This window comes from Deltaproteobacteria bacterium, assembly GCA_016208165.1.
Taxonomy (GTDB): Bacteria; Desulfobacterota; Desulfarculia; order JACQYL01; family JACQYL01; genus JACQYL01.
This window is the reverse complement of the sequence record JACQYL010000090.1, coordinates 1-19,619: the sequence shown is the minus strand read 5'-3', so window position 1 is coordinate 19,619 and position 19,619 is coordinate 1. Positions and strand designations below refer to the sequence as shown.

General features: G+C 55.7%; 21 protein-coding genes. 10 read left to right on the top strand and 11 right to left on the bottom strand.

Features of this window, described 5'->3' with window-relative positions:
- The 9 genes from HY788_17505 to HY788_17465 form a co-directional block, all read left to right on the top strand.
- Nucleotides 1-1,861, top strand: a 1,861-nt coding sequence (locus HY788_17505) for a hydantoinase/oxoprolinase family protein (protein MBI4775943.1), incomplete at its 5' end; no start/stop codon positions are given.
- Nucleotides 1,858-3,609: a hydantoinase B/oxoprolinase family protein gene (locus HY788_17500; protein MBI4775942.1), complete on the top strand. Its 1,752-nt coding sequence runs from the start codon at nucleotides 1,858-1,860 to the stop codon at nucleotides 3,607-3,609. The genes HY788_17505 and HY788_17500, both read left to right, overlap by 4 nt.
- 58 nt (nucleotides 3,610-3,667) lie before the next feature.
- Nucleotides 3,668-4,954, top strand: coding sequence for a phenylacetate--CoA ligase (locus tag HY788_17495; GenBank protein ID MBI4775941.1), 1,287 nt, complete (start codon nucleotides 3,668-3,670; stop codon nucleotides 4,952-4,954).
- Nucleotides 4,955-5,158: 204 nt separating this feature from the next.
- Nucleotides 5,159-6,340 carry an ABC transporter substrate-binding protein gene (locus HY788_17490; GenBank protein MBI4775940.1) on the top strand — a complete coding sequence of 394 codons (1,182 nt, stop codon included), beginning with the start codon at nucleotides 5,159-5,161 and terminating at the stop codon, nucleotides 6,338-6,340.
- A gap of 285 nt (nucleotides 6,341-6,625) precedes the next feature.
- Entirely contained in the window at nucleotides 6,626-7,504 is an 879-nt protein-coding gene (locus HY788_17485; protein ID MBI4775939.1) for a xanthine dehydrogenase family protein subunit M, read from the top strand.
- Complete coding sequence (locus tag HY788_17480) at nucleotides 7,501-7,986, top strand: (2Fe-2S)-binding protein (GenBank protein MBI4775938.1); 486 nt, start codon at nucleotides 7,501-7,503, stop codon at nucleotides 7,984-7,986. Before HY788_17485 ends, HY788_17480 begins: the two co-directional genes overlap by 4 nt.
- Nucleotides 7,886-10,159, top strand: coding sequence for a xanthine dehydrogenase family protein molybdopterin-binding subunit (locus tag HY788_17475; GenBank protein ID MBI4775937.1), 2,274 nt, complete (start codon nucleotides 7,886-7,888; stop codon nucleotides 10,157-10,159). The genes HY788_17480 and HY788_17475 overlap by 101 nt, the downstream gene beginning before the upstream one ends.
- A gap of 44 nt (nucleotides 10,160-10,203) precedes the next feature.
- Nucleotides 10,204-10,695, top strand: a complete 492-nt coding sequence (locus tag HY788_17470) for an acyloxyacyl hydrolase (GenBank protein ID MBI4775936.1) — start codon at nucleotides 10,204-10,206, stop codon at nucleotides 10,693-10,695.
- A 108-nt stretch (nucleotides 10,696-10,803) separates the two neighbouring features.
- Entirely contained in the window at nucleotides 10,804-11,736 is a 933-nt protein-coding gene (locus tag HY788_17465) for a universal stress protein (protein ID MBI4775935.1), read from the top strand.
- A gap of 135 nt (nucleotides 11,737-11,871) precedes the next feature.
- Here HY788_17465 and HY788_17460 read toward each other — a convergent pair whose 3' ends face one another.
- The 9 genes from HY788_17460 to HY788_17420 all read right to left on the bottom strand — a co-directional run bounded on the left by HY788_17460 (nucleotide 11,872) and on the right by HY788_17420 (nucleotide 16,127).
- Complete coding sequence (locus HY788_17460; GenBank protein MBI4775934.1) at nucleotides 11,872-12,450, bottom strand: ATP synthase F0 subunit B; 579 nt, start codon at nucleotides 12,448-12,450, stop codon at nucleotides 11,872-11,874.
- Nucleotides 12,447-12,875 carry an ATP synthase F0 subunit B gene (locus HY788_17455; GenBank protein MBI4775933.1) on the bottom strand — a complete coding sequence of 143 codons (429 nt, stop codon included), beginning with the start codon at nucleotides 12,873-12,875 and terminating at the stop codon, nucleotides 12,447-12,449. Before HY788_17455 ends, HY788_17460 begins: the two co-directional genes overlap by 4 nt.
- Before the next feature lie 31 nt (nucleotides 12,876-12,906).
- Nucleotides 12,907-13,155, bottom strand: a complete 249-nt coding sequence (gene atpE, locus HY788_17450) for an ATP synthase F0 subunit C (GenBank protein ID MBI4775932.1) — start codon at nucleotides 13,153-13,155, stop codon at nucleotides 12,907-12,909.
- Nucleotides 13,156-13,266: 111 nt separating this feature from the next.
- Nucleotides 13,267-14,226 (bottom strand): ATP synthase F0 subunit C, encoded by a 960-nt coding sequence (gene atpE, locus HY788_17445; protein MBI4775931.1) that lies wholly within the window; start codon nucleotides 14,224-14,226, stop codon nucleotides 13,267-13,269.
- Between the two features lie 39 nt (nucleotides 14,227-14,265).
- Nucleotides 14,266-14,940, bottom strand: coding sequence for a F0F1 ATP synthase subunit A (gene atpB / locus HY788_17440; GenBank protein MBI4775930.1), 675 nt, complete (start codon nucleotides 14,938-14,940; stop codon nucleotides 14,266-14,268).
- 24 nt (nucleotides 14,941-14,964) lie between these two features.
- Nucleotides 14,965-15,375 carry an ATP synthase subunit I gene (locus HY788_17435; GenBank protein MBI4775929.1) on the bottom strand — a complete coding sequence of 137 codons (411 nt, stop codon included), beginning with the start codon at nucleotides 15,373-15,375 and terminating at the stop codon, nucleotides 14,965-14,967.
- Entirely contained in the window at nucleotides 15,350-15,601 is a 252-nt protein-coding gene (locus HY788_17430; GenBank protein ID MBI4775928.1) for an AtpZ/AtpI family protein, read from the bottom strand. Before HY788_17430 ends, HY788_17435 begins: the two co-directional genes overlap by 26 nt.
- A 71-nt stretch (nucleotides 15,602-15,672) precedes the next feature.
- Nucleotides 15,673-15,957: a hypothetical protein gene (locus tag HY788_17425; GenBank protein MBI4775927.1), complete on the bottom strand. Its 285-nt coding sequence runs from the start codon at nucleotides 15,955-15,957 to the stop codon at nucleotides 15,673-15,675.
- Nucleotides 15,924-16,127: a hypothetical protein gene (locus tag HY788_17420; protein ID MBI4775926.1), complete on the bottom strand. Its 204-nt coding sequence runs from the start codon at nucleotides 16,125-16,127 to the stop codon at nucleotides 15,924-15,926. Before HY788_17420 ends, HY788_17425 begins: the two co-directional genes overlap by 34 nt.
- A gap of 980 nt (nucleotides 16,128-17,107) precedes the next feature.
- Between HY788_17420 and HY788_17415 the strand changes: the two genes are divergently transcribed.
- Nucleotides 17,108-17,425, top strand: a complete 318-nt coding sequence (locus tag HY788_17415; GenBank protein ID MBI4775925.1) for a pentapeptide repeat-containing protein — start codon at nucleotides 17,108-17,110, stop codon at nucleotides 17,423-17,425.
- Here the strand turns inward: HY788_17415 and HY788_17410 are convergent.
- Together HY788_17410 and HY788_17405 are read right to left on the bottom strand one after the other, a co-directional pair.
- A complete protein-coding gene (locus tag HY788_17410; protein ID MBI4775924.1) occupies nucleotides 17,323-18,516 on the bottom strand; it encodes an ABC transporter substrate-binding protein in 1,194 nt (397 codons plus the stop codon). The two genes, HY788_17415 and HY788_17410, sit on opposite strands and share 103 nt — an antisense overlap.
- 214 nt (nucleotides 18,517-18,730) lie before the next feature.
- Nucleotides 18,731-19,619: branched-chain amino acid ABC transporter permease (locus HY788_17405; protein MBI4775923.1), on the bottom strand; the 889-nt coding region annotated here is incomplete at its 5' end.

Here is a 19,619-nt window from a genome sequence, read left to right as displayed (position 1 = left end):
GGCAAAGACAGGCCTTCTCACGACCAAGGGAGTGCGGTATGCCCTCGAGATGCGAAGAGGCGTGCGGGAGGAACAGTACAACAACCGGTATCGGAACGCGGAGCCGCTGGTCGAGCGCTACCTGCGGGCGCCGGTTCGAGGTCGGCTCGATTACAAAGGGGATGAAATCGAACCCGTGAATGAAGAAGACGCAAGAGACGGTGTCCGGTTGTTCGAGATGGAACAGGTAGAAGCCGTGGCCGTGTGTTTCATGAACTCGTTTGCGAATTATGCTCACGAAAAAGCAGTGGGAGAGATCGTTCGCGAGTTGCTCCCGGCGGCCTATTCGGCCGTTTCTCACGAGGTATTGCCGTCCATCCGTTTCTACGACCGCATCAGCACCACCGTGCTGAACGCCTACGTCGGTCCCATCCTGAGTCGATATCTGGACGCTCTAAGGAAGAAACTCGAGGCCGTGGAATTTGGGGGCGTTCTTCTGATCATGCAGTCCAACGGGGGCGTCATCAGTCCCGAGATCGCACGAAAACACGCGGCTTCCACATTGTTGTCCGGACCAGCCGGCGGGCCGGTCGCCGGTATCGCGTACACAGCCATACAGGGATATCGCGATTGCATCACCATGGACATGGGAGGGACCAGTTTTGACACGGCCCTGATCAAGGACCGGACGCCGCTGGTGACCACCGTGGGGGAAATCAATCGCCTGCGTTTGGCCTTACCCATGCTCAACGTGGTCACCATCGGGGCAGGGGGCGGCAGCATCGGATGGCTCGACGAAGGCGGGCTGCTCCGGATGGGACCCCGGAGTGCGGGATCCAAACCCGGTCCCGTGTGTTATGATTTGGGCGGCGAAGAACCTACGTGTACGGATGCGGATTTGATTTTGGGATATCTGGACCCGGACTACTTTGCCGGAGGGCGCATCCGGCTCAATTTGGACAAAGCCGTGGAGGCCGTTCGGCGGAATATAGCGGATCCCTTGGGTATGAACGTGATGGAAGCCGCCGCCGGCATGTATAATGTCATCAATGTGAACATGGCGGCCGCTGTCAGGGAGGTGTCGGTACAACAGGGGCAGGACCCGCGGGATTTCCCTCTGGTCGTGGCGGGAGGAGCGGGTCCCAACCATGCGTGTATGATAGCAAAAGAGCTCGAGATTCCCGTCATGCTGGTTCCCAGCGAATCCAGCATCTTCTGTGCGGCGGGGATGCTCATGAGCGACCTCAAACACGATTTCGTGCGGAGCTACCCAACGCTTCTCGATGAAACGGATCCGGAGCGCTTCAGAAATCTGTTCAGAGAAATGGAAGACGAGGGCCGCGGGCTCCTCGCCATCGAGAAAATATCGGATGAACGCATATCGTTCGTCTATGCCCTGGATTTACGGTACGTGCGCCAGTACCACGAACTGACCCTCGAGGTTCCACGTTCGGAAATCGAAGGGGTGGAGATGGCGACCATCGGGAAGCGGTTCCATCCCAGGCACGACCGTATGTACGGGTATTCCCTCGAAGACGACGGAACCAGGATCGAATTGATCAATCTCCGCCTTACCGCCATCGGTCGCACGGACAAACCGCGCTTCACGGAGCAGCCTTTTGAGGGCGAAAGTCCTGAAAAGGCGTTCAAGGGAACACGATCCGTGTACTTGCCGTTGGAGCGGCGAAAAATCGAGACGCCCGTGTTCGAGGGCGATAGACTGTTCTTCGGCAATCATATTGCAGGGCCGGCCATTATCGAACAAGTGAATACGACTACCTTTATCACTCCGGAATACAACGCCCTAGTGGACAGATACGGCAGCTACACCGTATACCTGAAATCCAGGGAAACGGAATTCAAGGAAAGGGTTTTGGCATGAGCTCGATCCCCATAGACCCGATTCTGGTCTCCATACTGCAAAGGCGTTTCAAGTCCATCACCGAAGAGATGAGCATAGCCCTCACGATGACCACCCGTTCCCCGATCCTGTGTGAAGCCAAAGACTTTGTCACCGGGCTTTACGATTCGCAGGGAAGAATGCTCGAGCAAAAGGAGAACCTGCCGATTCTCAGTTTTTCCCTGGGACCCGTCTGTGAATACATCATTCGGTATTTCGGGGACGACATCCATCCCGGGGACGTTATTTTCCATAACGATGTGTTTTCCATGGGAAATCAAAATAACGACGTGGCGGCGTACAAGCCCATCTTTTACAGAGATGAACTGGTGGGGTGGTCGGCCTGTAAAGGGCATCAGGCGGACATCGGAGGCGCCGTTCGGGGAGGGTACAACCCGTTGGCCACGGAGGTATGGCAGGAGGCGCTGCGGATACCGCCGGTAAAAGTCTTCGAGAAAGGCCGACTTCGCAAGGACGTGTGGGATCTGATATTCGCCAACATCCGCCTGGAAATGGTGGCTCAGGATATGCGGGCGCAGATCGGGAGCTGCGTGGTGGGCGAGCGTGGTCTTCTGGCGCTCATCGAGAAATACGGTCCGAGCGTGTTCGATGCCCACAAGGAGTATCTGTTCGAGTCCACGGAAAAGATGATGAAGGCGGAGATCCGCTCCATACCCAACGGCGTGTACACGGGTGAATCCAACGTGTATTATGACGGCCGGACACCGGGTTCCGTGTATACGATCCGGGTAAGGATCACGGTGGAAGACGAGCACATTACTTTTGACTATTCGGACACCGATTCCCAAACCAACGGCTTTGTCAACGGGACGTACACCTCGAGTGCTTCCGCGACCGTACTGACCTTTCTGCAGATGGTGAATCCGGATGTTCCTCACAACGACGGCATGGTCCGGCCCATTGACATCATCATCCCCAAGGGGACCATCCTGAATGCGGACTATCCGGCGGCCACCACCTATGGCAATCACCTATGTCCCAATAACGCCGACGCCATCATGCGGGCTTTGGGCCCGGTCATCCCGGATCGGGTGACGGCGGAATGGAACGAACTGCTGTGCAGCCTGTCGACGGGGATCGATCCGCGGCGAAACGAACCTTATGTGGACATCGGGTTCATGGGCCTCAAAGGAGGCTCAGGAGCCATAAGGGGTGTGGACGGCTACGATCATATCGGCATGATCGACGCGTCGGGCGGAGTCCTGGATCAGGATTACGAGATGTTCGAGCAGCAGACTCCTCACCTTTTGCTGCATCATGAGTACTGGACCGACTCCGCGGGAGCGGGCCGATGGCGAGGGGGGCTAGGAGTGGAAACCCGATTCGTGATCGGCGGGAAAAAGACAAAGGTCATCACCTTCGGGGACGGTGACGTGGAAGCGGCCCGGGGCGCTCACGGGGGCAAGGAGGGGACGCTGAACAAGATCGAGCTGAAGTATCCGGACGGAACCATCTACAAGGCCGCCAGTAAGGACCTCATCGAGGATGTTCCGGAAGGGACCGTCTATTTTCAGCAGGCAGGCGGCGGAGGCGGTTACGGCGACCCTTACGCGCGGTCTTCGGAGCGGGTTCGCAAGGACGTGCGAAACGGGGTGGTTTCCATTGAAAAGGCCCGAAGCGATTACGGGGTGGTGATTCATCCCGAAACGCTGGAACCGGACCCGGAAGCCACGGCTCGACTCCGTATGGGTCGCGGGTTGGATGATTAGGCCTTCGTCTATCTCTTTGTATAATGCTCTTAGTACTAGCTGAAGGAGAATACAGGAAATGGCAGGGCGTTTCATGCCTGAGATAGCATCTGAAGAAGAACTGCTGGCCCTCCAATTGGAAGGTCTTAAATGGACGGTGAATCATGCGTATCAAGGGTCGGAATTTTACCGGCGCCGTCTGAACGACGCCGGCGTGAAACCCGAAACCATAAGGTCCCTCGACGATCTGAGGCGATTACCTTTCACCACGGCGAACGACCTCCGGGACGGATATCCGTTCCCTCTTCGCTCCGTTCCCTTCGAAAAGATCGTCCGTATACACGCCTCCACCGGCACCACGGGCAAGAGAAAAGTGCTCTGCTACACCCGGAAAGACATTGATGACTGGACCCATTTTTTTGCGCGCTGTTATGAAATGGCGGAGTTGACGCCGGAAGATCGGATACAGATCGCCGTTGGATACGGCATCTGGACGGCGGGAATCAGTTTCCAGACGGCATGTGAACGGTTCGGCGCCATGGCCGTGCCCGTGGGACCGGGGAACCTGGACATGCAGTGTCAATTTCTGGAGGACATTCAGAGCACCGTCATCTGCTGTACCGCATCCATGGGGCTTCTGCTGGCCGAGCAGGTCCGTGAACGGGGGCTCGGGGATCGGATCAAACTTCGGAAAGTCATCATGGGCTCCGAAAGGTCCAGTGAAGCCATGGTCCAAAAAATGAAGGACCTGCTGGGCGTCGAAGATGTGTTCGACATTCCGGGACTCACGGAACTCTACGGGCCGGGAACCGGCCTGGACTGCGTGCACCACGCGGGCATTCACTATTGGGCGGATTACTACATTCTCGAGATCGTGGATCCGGATACGCTCGAGCCCGTTCCGGAAGGCGAGGTGGGGGAAATGGTGGTTACCACGCTTCGCAAGGAAGGAGCGCCCCTTATCCGTTACAGGACGAGGGACCTGACCCGGTTGATTCCGGGCCGATGTGCGTGTGGAAGCGTGCTGCCTCGTCACGACCGTCTGGTGGGACGGTCCGACGACATGTTCATTTTCAGAGCGGTGAACATCTACCCGAGCAATGTTGACGAGATCCTGTCGGGGATCCAGGGGTTGGGGAGCGAGTATCAGATCGTTCTGGAACGCCTTTCCGATGGGAAGGACCACATGGTTGTGCGCGCCGAACGAGACGGTGCGATTCCCGACGAGGATGTTCCAGCCCTGGCCGAAAGGGTCAGAGCGGAAATCAAAACGAAAATGATGGTAACGGCGGATGTTGAAATCGTGGCGTACGGCGCGCTCCCGAGGAGCGAACGCAAGAGCAAGCGAGTGTACGATCACCGGTGATCGTTGGGCGTTCAAGCGCTTCGGCATCGCCGGTCCGAATAGGCGGAGCGGTTTCTCGTCGCTCACTCGCGGCGTCCTGCCTTGGAGGACGTCCGATGCCGCGGCCTCAGGGAAGCCTGATGGAACAGCGCGGCGGCAAGAGCGATTGAAAGACCGATTGGGATTGTGGAACGGAAGTGAACAGGCAATTCGAGGAGGAGTGTCATGAAACGATTTTTGATGGTTGTCCTGATTCTCGGGATGATCCTGACGTTGGGATCACCGGTTAGGGCCGAAGAACCGATCAAACTGGGAGTGTTTTTTGCTCTGTCGGGTCCGGCGGCTTTCATCGGAACCCCCACCAAGCTGGTGGCTGAGATGGTGGTGAGCGAGATCAACAAGGCCGGGGGTATCAACGGCAGACCTCTCGAACTGGTGATTGGCGATACGGAGAGCGATCCCACCAAGACCGTTATGGTGGCCAAGCGGTTCATCGAGAAAGATAAAGTTGCGGCCATCATCGGTCCTACTCGCACCGATACGGGGATGGCCGTTAAGAAGCTCATCGAGGAGGCAAAGATACCGACGTTCATGACCGTGGGAGGGGATCCGGTCATCATGAGCGGGATGCACGGGGGCAAGGATTTCGGCACGGCGCACTGGATTTTCAAGTCTCCTCAGCGTTCTTCCATCGCCGTGAGCAAGGTGTATGAATACCTGAAAGCCAAAGGCGTGAAGAAGATCGCACTGTTCACTGCCTCGGACGGTTTCGGCAAGGACGGCAAGCGCTGGCTGGACAAATTCGCCAAGGACTACGGCCTCGAGATTGTCATTGATGAGTCGTTCAATCCCAGCGATACGGACATGTCCGTGCAGTTGACCAAGATTCGCGGGACGGACGCGGAAGTGATCATCTGCTGGACCATCGGACCCGCCGGCGCCATTGTGGCCAAGAACGTCAAGCAACTGGGCGTCGCCCTGCCGCTGTTTCAGTGCCACGGATTGCCCGGCCCCGATTACGTCGAGTTGGCGGGCCCGGCTTCCGAAGGAAACTTGATGCCCTCCACCAAGTTGATGGCTCCGGATCAGCTCGCGGATACGGATCCTCAGAAGAAGGTCATCCAGGAGTTCGTGCGGCTGTATAACGACGTGTACAATCTGGATGAACAGTTTCCCATCAACACTCATTCCGGATATGCCTGGGACGCTATCTATATTGTGGCGGACGCCATGAAGAAGGTGGGTACGGACCCCGATAAGCTGCGGGACGCCATAGAGAAGACCGACGGATTCGTGGGTGTCAGCGGCGTGTACCACATCAGCCCGGAAGACCACAATGGTTTAGGCACCGACTCCATGATTATCGTCAAAATCGAAGACGGTAGGTGGATTCTGCAAGACTATTAGGATCGGGCTGCTGACTGAGGGAGACTTTGAAAAGTCTCCCTCAGGACTCCCTTCAAATTTTCTGTGCATTGCCTCACCGCCTTCGGCGGAGCGGTTAAGGCTGACCTCGACGCATCGGCATGATACGGCGAACGTCTCTTACTGATTCCAAGTGCTTGTCCTTTAGAGGAATTCGTTCATTTCAGCCTTTTTGTAAAAGGCGGCCGGGGGCCCCGGAGTTTATCGAAGTGAGGGCCGGGGTTCAGCGAGCATTCTTTTTCCTAACCATCCACCCGGAGTATGCTTATGGTCACTTTCGAGTATCTCAAGCCCCGAAGCTTGGATGAAGCCATTTCGCTCATGGAAAGCTACGGAGAGGAGGCGATCTACGTAGCCGGGGCCACGGATGTAATGGTAAAGATCAGGGAACGTAAGATTGCGCCCAAGTACCTGATTTCGCTCCGCCATGTCGATGGATTGGACACCATTCGGATGGACGAGGAAGGTGTGCTTTACATCGGCAGCGGCGTAACCCACCGCCGGCTCGAACTTTCCGAAATGATCCAAAGAACGTATCCGATCATTCACGATGCGGTTCGAAACATCGGTTCGGTGCAGGTTCGTAACGTCGCCACCATTGGAGGAAACGTGGTGAACGCCGTGCCTTCGGCGGATGGCGCGGTTCCGCTGCTGACCCTGGACGCCGTCGCGGAAGTGAAGGGACCTAAAGGAGGGCGCAGGATACCGCTCAGAGACTTCTTCATCGGCCCGGGCATGACCCTGCTCGAGCACGGGGAGATTGTGACCGAGTTCGAAGTTCCGGCCCGTCCGGCAAGAACAGGTTCCTGCTACATCAAGCATACGCGCCGGGAGGCCATGGAGTTGCCTCTATTGGGTGTGGCGGCGATTCTTTCGCTCAGGGGAGAGAATCGTCGTTGTGAAAAGGTTCGGCTGGGCCTTGGTGTGGCCGCGCCTACACCCATAAGGGCGTTCGGAGCCGAATCGGTTCTTGAAGGCGCCGAGCTTGTCGAGGAGAACATCCTCAAAGCCGCCGACACGGCGGCGATGGAAGCGCGCGTGCGGGATTCGGTGCGGGGAGAAGCGTGGTACAGGCGCGAAATGGTGGGCGTGCTCGTGGCAAGAGCAATCCGAATGTGTGCGGCAAGGGCGGAGGAACGCGCATGAAAAGTCTGATCCGATTCAAACTCAACGGACACGAGGTTGAAGTCGAGGCGCCTCATCATTGGACATTGCTGAGGCTGCTGAGGGAAGGACTGGGCTACACGGGAACAAAGGAGGGCTGCGGCAGCGGGGAGTGCGGAGCGTGTACGGTCATTGTGGACGGTCTTTCAGTGAACTCGTGCCTGTACCCGGCCCTCGAGATCGAGGGCTGCGACGTATTGACCATCGAAGGGCTGGCGCTCGAAGACGGGGAACTGCACCCGATCCAGAAGGCATTCGTCGAGTACGGCGCCGTACAGTGCGGATACTGCTCACCGGGCATGGTGCTGTCCGCAAAGGCGTTGCTCGACCGGAACCCACACCCCGACGAGGAGGAAATCCGGCATGCCCTTGCGGGCAATATCTGCCGTTGTACCGGGTACATTCAAATATATTCAGGATTTGAGCCTTCCGGGCATGTTGTATGGGAAGATCCTGTTCAGTAAGTATGCCCATGCCCGCATTGCGCACGTCGACACGAGCCGGGCCGAGAAGTTGTTGGGGGTCCGAGCCGTCATCACAGCCCAAAACACGCCGGAAATCCGGTTCGGATTTTATAAGGACAACGTGGCGCTGAAAGGTGGCAAAGTTCGTTCCTACCGGGATGAGGTGGCCGCTGTGGCGGCGGTGGATCCCGACATAGCCGCCGAGGCGGTTCGGCTGATCCGGGTGGAATACGAGCCGCTCCCCGGTGTGTTCGACCCGTTTGAAGCCATGAAGGAGGGCGCACCTCTGGTGCATGAAGAGCATAAGGGGAACGTGCTCAAGTTACCGTGGAAATTCATTGCCGGAGACCCGGACAGCGCCAGGGAGCAAAGCGCTTACGAGGTGGAGGATCGGTACGAAGTCACCTGGGTGACCCATTGTTGCATGGGGACCAGCGGATGCGTGGCGGTGTTTGACGTCAGGAACAACCTCACCCTGTACAGCACGACGCAGATTCCGCACCTGGCCATACGGGATTTCAACAATGCGCTGACCAAAATGGGGATCAATAATCCCAAGACGCGTATTGTCAAGACGACTATCGGAGGTGCGTTCGGGAGCAAGCTGGACACCCATCCTTTTGAATACATCGCCGTTTTGCTGGCGCACCGGACCCACAAGCCGGTGAAGATCGTTTTTGACCGAACGGAAGAGTTCTTCGCCACTCCGGGGCGACAACCGGCTGTCATCGATATTGCTCAGGGTTGCGATACCGAAGGCCGCCTTACGTTTCGGGACGTGCGCATGGTTCTCGACAACGGGGCATATACTTCCTGGGGAGCGACCACTCCTACCGTTATGATGATGCCGGTGTCTTCCCTGTATAAGGTTCCCAATGTGCGCTACTCGGCCAAGTGCGTTTACACGAACAACCTGTATTGCCAGGCCATGCGCGGGTACGGCAACCCCCAGGCCACGTTCGCCATCGAGAGCCAGATCGACCATCTGGCCGAAGAGGCCGGGATGGATCCGTACGAGTTTCGAGTGCTGAACGCCAACGAGCCCGGAGAGACCACACCGCAAGAGTTCAAGATTACCACGTGCGGGCTGTGCGACTGTCTGGACGCGGTGGCCCGAAATCTCAACTGGAAGACCAAACGGGGCAAGGGCGACATGCGCAGGGGCGTCGGCATGGCATCGCTCATACACGTGGGCGGTGGAGCCCGGGTGTATAAGTCCGACGGATGTGGAACGATTATCAAGATGGACGATTACGGTAAGATAGATCTCTTTACGGGCGCTACCGATATCGGGCAGGGTTCGGAAACCGTTATCGCACAAGTGGTGGCCGAGGAGCTGGGATTGTTCGTTGAAGACATCAATGTGATCGATTATGACACGGACGTCTGTCCCTGGGACGTTGGAGTGCATGCAAGCCGGACCACTTTCGTGGCGTGCAATTCAGCGCTGGGAGCCGCGCGAAAGATCAAGGCTCGGATTTTGGAAATGGCGTCTCGAATTCTGGCAACGGACCCGAGCGACCTTTCGATTTCCCGGCGGGTAGTGAGTTCGAAAAGCAATCCCGACCGGTCGATCATGATCGATAAGCTTCTTCGGGACGCCCACTACAGCCTGGGGGGACGGATGTTGATGTCCGAATATTTCTACGACCCTCAAAACGAGAATCTGAACAAGGAATTCAAAGGGAACCTTTCGATGACGTACTCTTATGGCGCCCACGGTATCGAAGTGGAGGTCGACACGGCAACGGGAAAAGTCCGGATTCTGGACTATGTGGCGGCTCACGACGTGGGACGAGCCATCAACCCCATGTTGCTCGAGGGACAGGTCCAGGGAGGGGCTCTCATGGGAGTGGGGTATGCGTTGACCGAGCGGCTCATCCTGGACAAAGGCGAAGTGATGAATCCCAATTTCCGCGATTACAAGATCCTCACCGCCGCCGATGCGGTCCGGGTGAAGCCGATCATTGTGGAAACCGAAGACAGCGAAGGTCCATTCGGCGCCAAAGGGATCGGGGAACCCGGTTGCGTTCCGTCGGCGCCGGCGCTCGCCAACGCGATATACGACGCCGTAGGCGTCCGCATCAGGGATTTGCCTATTACGCCGGAAAAGGTCCTGCGTGCCTTAAAGGAGCGCGCACGGAAAGAGGCGCCCGGACCCCAACCGGCCTGAAAGATGTTCGACCCAGTTCCATCGAATCACGAAAGGATGATTGAATGATCCCTGTCAAACAGACCGCGTCGCTTCGGCTCTGTATGGGCGCTTCATTCCATACGGAAGAAGATATCAACTTCGTCTCCGTTTTGCCCTATTACGCTTGCCGCTTCTGTCGCGTGGGGTCTCCGGAGGATCTGGCTTTGGCCTTCCATTTCGTTTTCGAGGGCGCCGTGCATACGTATACGGATCCGGAAACAGGTGTAGGCCTGGGCCTGATTCCCATGCTCCGGTTTGATCTTGAAAACAGGTACGTCGTACCTTACCTTGGATTGGGAGTCGGACCGTATTATTTCAGCCTGGACGTTCCGGAGCTGGGACAAGCCTGGAATTTTTTGTCTCAGGCTGAATTTGGAATCCGGTTCAACTGTGTGCAGCATTTGGGTTGGCACCTGAGTTACCGACTCCAACACGTATCCAACGCCGGGATGAGTGACAGGAATTCAGGGGTGAACTCGCATCTCGTTTTGCTGGGGGTTTCCTATTCATTTTGAAGATCGAGTCCCAGCTCTTGATGTGCGGCAGCAGGATCTTCGGAAGAACACTGTTTGGGAAGAGTCGAGTTAAGGCGAACCGGCGTTTTCACGGGAGCGGCTCAAGGTATGGAACGTACGATATTGATAGGCTTGGATGAATCGATCAATTCCACCAGAGTGGTAGACTATGCCGCGCGCATTTCCAGGGTTGTGAAAAATTTGACCTATACACTTATGACCGTTCAGTCGTCCATACCTCCCTTTTTGATTGATGAAGCCAAGCAAGAAGCGGCGGCCTATCAGAAGCTCAAGAAAGTCCAGAAGAGAAACGAAGAAGCGGCCAGTAACCTGCTCGAAAGATGCAAGCAGATTATGGTGGACCAGGGGGTGGACGAGGCTCGTATCGAACTGCACACCCGCCCAAAGAAGCTGGGGATAGCCCAGGACGTCCTGGAAAAGGCGGAAAAAGGGTTATACGACGCTTTGCTGGTAGGCCGACGCGGTCTGACCAGAACCCAACAAATATTCATGGGGAGTACGTCCAACAAGATTGTCAACAATGCCGCCAACGTGCCCGTGTGGATCGTGGACGGGGAAATCGAATCGATGAAAATTCTAGTGGCGGTGGACGGTTCCCCCACATCGCTGAGAGTCGTTGATCACCTTACCCATATGGTGGGAGGAAATCCGGAAGTGAAGGTCACTTTTCTGCACGTGACCCCGAAACTGGCCGACTATTGCGCCATCGACTTTGAGGAGGATGAGGCTAAAACGATAGAGGATGCCTTGCTGGCCGAGGACGTGCAATGCATCGATCACTTTCACGCTCAGGCATTGACCATGCTGCACGAGGCGGGACTGACCGACAAACAGGTCCGGTTCAAAATCAAGACTACGGCCGTGTCCGTGGCCAAAGTCGTTCGTGAGGAGGCCCGGCGCGGCAAGTACGGTACCGTGGTCGTGGGCAGGAAAGGTCAACACAAAGCCTTTTTCATGGGCAGCACCTGCAACAAGCTGATTCAGACCATGACCAATTGCGCGCTGTGGGTGATCGTTTGATGCGTTCGTATCTTCGAGCGCTCTGTGATCTCAGGAGATTCGTTCGGGGAGGGATTTCGGAGATGAAGAAGGGTAATCGGCCTGCGTTTCGCGGTCCGATTACCCCTATGAGTGTGTGATTATGGCTGATCGCTCTCAGTGGGCCAATCGTGCAGAAGCCAAATCCGAAACATATTTCTCAGCCAACTGGATATGATCCTTTCTGGTTATCTTGGTGCGGATCTTTTCTTCCGCCAGTTGGATCGCCATATCCACCAGTTCTTCGCGCAGCTCGTGACGGGCCTTGCGGAGTTCGAATTCGGAGATGGCCTTGGCGTCTTCGATGGTGCGACTCGCCGCTGTTTCAGCTTCCTCTATAAGACGTCTTCTGTGTGCTTCGGCCTGGGCAAGGATGATTTCGGTCATTTCCCGAATCCTGTCACCCGCCTGTGACACCTCAGCCAGTATTCCCTGGTATTCCTTTTGAGCTTCAGCCTTAAGCAGTTCCGCTTTCTTGATCTCCGAGTCTATTTCGGCGCTGCGGTTTCTAAGTAGATTCCGGATGGGATCCTTGCCGAATTTGACGACGATAAAGGCAAGGATCAGGAAGTTAATGATGCGCCAGGCAAGATCCCATTCGTCACGGTATACCCAGTCGCCCTCGGCAGCCGTTGCCGTCCCCGCAGTTGCGAGAAAACCAAAAAGAGCGGGCAAGCGGGTCTGTATCCACTTCATTTTAACTCCCTACCAATAACCTTCTTGGTCACATAAATGGAAAGCCCCTGCGCCTGCTTTCGGAAGGTCTGTCGAACTGCGTGGGCTTCCTGGGCTATTTCATCTCGAATCCTGGTGACGATCTTTTCCTCTCCCACCATAGAGTCGGCGATGATACGATCGGCTTCCACCTGGGCCTCAGCCTTCATGATCTCTTTACGCTGATTGGCTTCGGTCTTGGCTGCCTCGATCTTCAAGCCGTTTTCGACAAGCAGGTCTTCGCCCTGTTTCGTCATATCCTTAGCGTCTTTCCTTGCCTGCTCGATACGTTCCCTTCGCTCCCGCACCGTTTGGAGGATCGGTCTGAAAAGGAGACGATTGAGAATGTACATCAACAAAAGAAAGTTGATGAGTTGAACGAGCAAGGTGGCATTAATGCTGATCACCTTTACACTCCGTCTGGATCGGGGTTTGCTCCTAAATTACGAACATCAGCAGCAGAGCCACAACCAACGAGTAGATGCCGGTGGATTCAGCTACGGCCTGACCGACCAGCATGGTTCTGGTCAAGAGACCCGCTTCCTGTGGGTTTCTGCCAACGGCCTCACAGCACTTGCCCGCAGTGTAACCTTCTCCGACTCCGGGTCCGATGGCTCCGAGTCCCATCGCGATGCCCGCACCTAAAAGAGCTGCCGCCTTGATTATGTCCGCGCCTTCAATTGCCATGTTGTAAACCTCCGTACGTTTATTTTTAATCTGTTTGTTATCTTGTTTGCCCAAATCGACAACAACTCCTGCTGTCCTAAAGCCTCGAGACGACGTTCCGGAACCATTTTCCTAAAATACGAAAATCAGAACCAACGCTACCACCATGGCGTAGATAGCCGTGGATTGCGCCACCGCCTGTCCCACCAGCATGGTTCTGGTCAATACTGCGGTAAACTCGTGGTTACGGCTGACCCAGGCTACGGCGCTTTCCGCAGTAATGCCGTTACCATAACCCGGTCCGATGCTTCCGAATCCCATGCAGATGCCTGCGCTCAGGAGGGCCATAGGGGCTGCTAATGCAGAGGATGCGGGGTAGGATTTGAACATCAGGATGAAGCTCACCAGCAGGCCGAAAATAGCCGGAGTTTGGGCCACGGCCTGACCCACCAGCATGGTGGTCGTCGTCGCGCCAAGCGTTACCGGATTTCGAGCTACTCCTTCACAACTGGCGCCGGCCGCCATTCCGCCGCCGATCCCGGAGCCAATGGCCGCCAACCCCGTCGAGAAACCGGCGCCTAGCAACGCCGCCCACGTGGGAGACACGGGCGAGCCGCTGAAATCCATGAACATCAGCATGAATGCGACTACCATGGCAAAAATGGCCGGAGTTTGGCACACCGCCGAACCGATCAGCATGTTGGTGGTAAGCTGTGAAGCGACTTGGGGCTGCCGCGCCAGGCCTTCGCATGCCGTGGCCGCCGGATAACCCGATCCTATGCCCGATCCTATGGCGCCGAACCCTATACAAATGCCCGCGCCCAGGATCGCTGCCGCGCTGGACAGGCTGGAGGCATGAATGGTGTGAAAATCCATGAAGATGAGCAACATGGACACGACCAAGGCGAATATGCCCGCGGATTCAGCTACCGCCTGCCCAACCAACATGTTCTTGACAATGTCTCCAGAAAGGTTGGGCCTTCTGGCCGAGGCCCGGGTGGCATGACCCGCGCAATACCCTTCTCCAACGGCGGCGCCTATGGCTCCAAAACCTATTGCAATCCCAGCCGAAAGGTAGGACGCTCCCGACATGTAAATTTCTATATCCGTCACTTGGAGAACCTCTCCCTTCTACTTGATCTGTACTGAAATGTACACGAGTGTCAGCATGGTGAAAACAAACGCTTGTATGGTGCCAACGAATAGGCCGAAAAAAAGGTTCAGAAATGGCGGTATTACCAGATTCCAAAGGAGGTGGGACACTACGAGAATGATGATGGATCCTCCCATAATGTTTCCATAGAGTCGAAAAGAGACCGATACCACTTTGGCAATTTCGCCGATGATGTTGAGAGGCGCCATAAAGAACATCGGCTGGCAGTACTCGGATAAATACCTCTTGAGACCTTTCGCCCTGATGCCTGAATAGTGCGCAATAACGAAACCGAGCAGACCCATGCTCAGGGTAGTATTCAGATCCTTGGTCGGCTCCGACAGGTATGGGATAATTCCTATCCAGTTGGACAGCAGTAAAAACATGAACAGCGCACAAATCAGAGGCGAGTACTTGCGATAGTCTTTAAGCTCGAGTGCGTCCTGAACCAGGCCATCAAATGTCGTCACAATGAATTCAGCAATCGTTTGTAGGGGACTCGGAACATAAGCCAGCTTCCTCGTCGCAGAGATCGCGAAAAAGATCAATACCGCCATGACAATCCACGTCATGATCAATGTTTCTACGTTGAAGACGAGATTATAATCCCCTATCCGGTAGTTCCATTGCCAGATTTTGCTCAGTTCATCCATTTTCCGTCCCTTGGTTTTGCTTCCTCAGTATAGAAGGCTCTTACGGGATATAAACTGTTCCCAAAGTAAAAAGTGAAACAAAATAGATAGTTGGATATTGAATATACCTATACAGGCGCCTACTACATTAATTCGATCCACCTTGACGGCGATGATAATGGGGATTGCCAGCAAGGCATATCGTACTATGATGGAGAAGAACGCCTCGACACCGACCCTCTTGGGGTTCATGCCCAGCCGACGCTGGAGTCCTCGCTTCATGAGGAGGAAGTTGAGTATGCTTGCCAGGCTTCCCAGCAGGAAGCCTTTTGCAAAGGCCATCCGCCCGAAGAACAGGCTGCCGAGGGCTACGGCCAGACACAGGCCCAAGGCGGTCTTGATCACTTTTGGAACGGGATCGGTCTTCTCGTTATTTTCCGTTTCGGGTTGAGTCATCTTTATCGATATCCAGAACTTCCTTTATCTGGCGGTAGCCCGTGTAAGCGCCTCCGATGACGCCAAGGATCAGAAAAACTACTGTAAACGGACCCTTAATCCCCAACCATTTGTCGATATAGTAACCGATGGCGCCACAAAACAGGATGCAACCGACCATCGTCAGGCCGAGTTGGGTGACCAGGGTCAGGTTCTGCATGATGGCCTTGTAATCTTCTTTTTTCATAGAGCAAGAGCGCTTGTGATAAATTTCGCGTGTCGAGCGAGAACAGACCCTAAACCGTTTTCCTGGGTTTGTCAAGTGAAAATAGGGAGCTTTCGAAGGGGTTTCAGGCGAGTGAAAGAATCTAATTTATAACCGTATTTCAATATATTAACGGCTACATCCGAATGGAGGCCGGCTCGGTCGGTCAATACGGCCGGATCCACGAGAACCGGATTCACTTCGGCTTGAAACCTTGCTTGCTGGGCATCGAGCACGGTCAGATAACTCACCGGGCCGCGCAGGTATCTGTTTTCCGCCACGCTTTGAGTGGCCCGCGCCTCCGTCAGGAAACCGAGTACCCGGTCTCTGCGTTCCAACTGCTCTCTACGAGTAAGAAGCGTTCGTTTTGGGACCGTATCTCCGGAATTCGGGCCGAGGCTTGCCTGATATCCAGGTTCTGTTTCAAGGCGTCTTGGACCAGAAGATCCAGTTCCGGATCATGGAATACCTGCCACCAGGTTTCCTGGGACACTCGCAAACCGGACATCTCAGCGGCGTCGGCGTGCTGAAAAGAGGCGGGGACCTGAATATCCGGATCCGGCCGTCGCTAGTCCGGTCCCGTTTTCGTCCAATATACGCTCTCTTGTCAGGTCGGTTTTGTTTCTCGGGGCCATGAACGTTCTCCGTAATGGAACGAACGTATGCATGAAATGATCATTTAAATGTCAAGCCCTCCTTCTCCCATCCTGCGACTCGGCCAAATCCATCCCTCCCCTTGGTTGAGTCAGCGGCGGCCCGAGATCCTTTCTGAAGAATGCGGTCGGTCACCGGTCGGCTTGAGACCGGCGACCGGTCGGAATCGATCGTCTCATGCAAACGGCCCCCAAGAGATCTCAGCGTTCATCCTTATGGCGGCATTCCTATCCTCCGTCTGAAATCAAGACATAACCCTTTTATATTATGTGACTTTAGCGACCCAAACCGGTGTTTCGGGCAAGAGTGTATTGAGATCTCTTCAGGGTTCGGAGCGGCCGTCGATGCCGGAATCGAACCCGAGGAACCGCTGGCACGAAGTTTGCTCTCCTCATGTGTAAAGACCTCAAGGGATGCGACATGGACGAAATCATCATATGGCTGCTCATACTGGTTTCTTTGGTGCTCATCAATAGCAAGAAGAGAACCTAGTTCATTCAAATCGGTTGCTTCCGGCGATTGATCGAGATCATTCCCTACCTCAGGGTATTTTTGCACTCGAATGGAGAGCCGTATAAGACGGATTCTCCGGGCCATCGAGTCTCCGACCCTGCCCCCGGATCCATAACCTCGGCCGTCTAAAACGGGATTCGACTCCCGATTTACCGGCATTTTCTCCCTAAACGCGTTATCCAAACCGATTTCCGCAAGGTGTTTTTCTAACCCCGACATCGTCCCGGAAGAATTCGAATCGGCCGAAGCACGCTCGATCAAGTCCTGGAGGACCACCAGGAATGGTTCATTACCCAAGGCGAGTCAGGGAAAAGGGCGGACTTGCGTGGAACCGTCGTATCGCAAGGAGACCTCCAGGGCATACATCTGGTCCAAGCCGACCTTCGGGGAGCCAACTTTGAGGGTTCGAACTTGAAAACGGCGAATCTCCGCTGCGTGGACGCTCGAGGGGTTGTTTTCCGAGGCGCTGACCTGCATTTCAGCATAATATCGGAATACCGACGGAGCCCATCGAAGGCTCCGATCGGCAAGAAGGACTACATCTGTTTCGGACTGCGCCAGTCCGTTATAGGTACGAGCCGGTTATTGGGCACGTCGGCTTTGAAGAATTTCACTTTTTCCGACGGCGCATGGCTCTGATGGGTGTAGGTCACCGGCGGGAATATGCCCCCGGTCTCATAATCGCTGAGGGTTTCCATGGCCTCTTTGAGCGTATCCGGGTTGAGATTCTCTCCAGCCCGCTTCATCGCCTCGACAAAGAGCCAGGCCACTCCCACTCCGTTGACGTACAGGGAGGTGAGTCCGGGTTCGGCGCCGTATTTGGCGGCGATCTCACGCACCAGCGTGAGACCCGGGGAATCGTCCGACCATCCGCCCACGAAGTTCACGCCGATGTAGTTCTTGGCTCCTTCGCCGCAGGCCTTTACGATCATATCGTCCGTGGCCCAGTTGAACCCGAAAATCACGGGTGTATAGGCATACTTCTGGGTGGTCTTGACGAAACTGATGACAGGGGGCAGCACGTCGCATGTAATTACGATGTTGGCATCCGCTTTTTGAAGAGCCAGCACCTGCGAACTGGCGTCAACGGCGCCCGTGGGCATGACCAGCTCGGCCACAACGGGGATGTCGTATTTTTTCGCTCTGTCCTTGATCGCATCCAGTCCCACCTTTCCGTATTCCTTCTTGGTGTATACGACTCCGATGCGCGGGTCCTCGATCCCGAGGTCGTCGTGGATGTAGTCCACGATGCACTGGTATTGGGCTTCATAGGTGGCGCCCATGGCGAAGATGTACGGATTGAGCGGCTCATAGAATTCTACGGCCAATGCATTGGGAATATTGGTAATTTTGTAGTTTTGGATATTGCCCAGATTGGCGATGGTCTGGGTGGTGCCGCCCGTGGTGATGATGGTGAGCACTTCGTCCCGAGTCATCAGCTTCTTGACCGCCGCCACCGATTTGGGGGCCTGGAACTGGTCGTCTTCCCAGATGATCTCCACTTTGCGGCCGTTGATGCCGCCCCCGTCGTTGATGTATTTCATGTAGTCGACCATACCCTGGCCGTTTGGCAAACCCAGGGCTGCGACGGGACCGGTCTTGACCAGCACCAAACCGAGCTTGATCGTGTCGTCGGTGACCCCTCGACCCGCCGCTGTGGCCATATCGGCGCTGAGCAGCAGCACCACGGCGAAAAGAATCGCGCCGTTGATCCAACGTTTGTCCATCATGCGTCTTCCTCCTTTGCTAAGGTTCCGTTGTTTCGTCCGGACGAGAGTCCGATCTTAAAGAAAACGGGAAGGCATCGAAGGCACAATGGCATGCCCCCCGGCTCTTTCCCAACATCCACAGCCCCCGTTGAAGCCGGAAAAGCCCACAGACGTTCTCCGGTCGGGCATGGCGATTCGAATTCCGGCAAGGCGCCACAAAAGGAGTCCGTAAGCCTCAGTAGGTAAAGGGCCAATTCTTGAACCCTGTTTTTACGCGAACCCAGATGGCGTTGAGTCCGCCGGGTTCCAGGAGCAGGAACAGCATGATCAGCAGACCGAAAGCGGCGATATTCCATTCCAGATCGTAACGTCCTTCCAATGCCGGGATCACGGATTCCAGGCTCTGAGCGAACAATTTAATGAATTCGGGCGCCACCACGATAAATACGGCTCCATAGATGGACCCGAGGATGCTCCCCAGTCCCCCGACGATAATCATGGCCAGGTACTCGATGGAGAGCATAAACGTAAAATGCTCCGGATTGATGTAGGCCATCACGTAAGCGTACAGGCCGCCGGCGACCCCCGCGTAAAAAGAACTGATGGCAAAGGCGGTAACCTTGTACCGTGTCAGGTTGACGCCGATGATTTCCGCCGCCACATCCCGGTCGCGAATGGCCACGAAAGCCCTGCCCACGCGGGTTCGCGTAATATTCTTGGCGGCGGCCGTCATCAGTGCGGTGACGATCAGAAGGAAAACGTACATCTTTTCGTCTGTGTCCAAAGGGTGGCCCGCCACAGTGAGGGTCGGTACGTAGAGACCGCGTACGCCTCCCGTGAGTCCCTCCCAGGTGATCACGAGATATTCCACCACTACTCCAAAGGCCATAGTGGCCATGGCCAGGTAAAGGCCCTTGAGCCTCAAACAAGGGACCCCGATCGCCACTCCAGCCAGAGCCGCTGCTACCCCTGCGGCGGGAAGCGTCACCCAGAAAGGCAAGCCCAATTTGCCGCCGAGCAGAGCGGTGGTGTACGCTCCGAAAGCCAAGAAAGCGGCGTGCCCCAGTGATATCTGTCCCGTGAATCCCGTAAGGATGTTCAATCCCAACGCTCCGATGACGGCC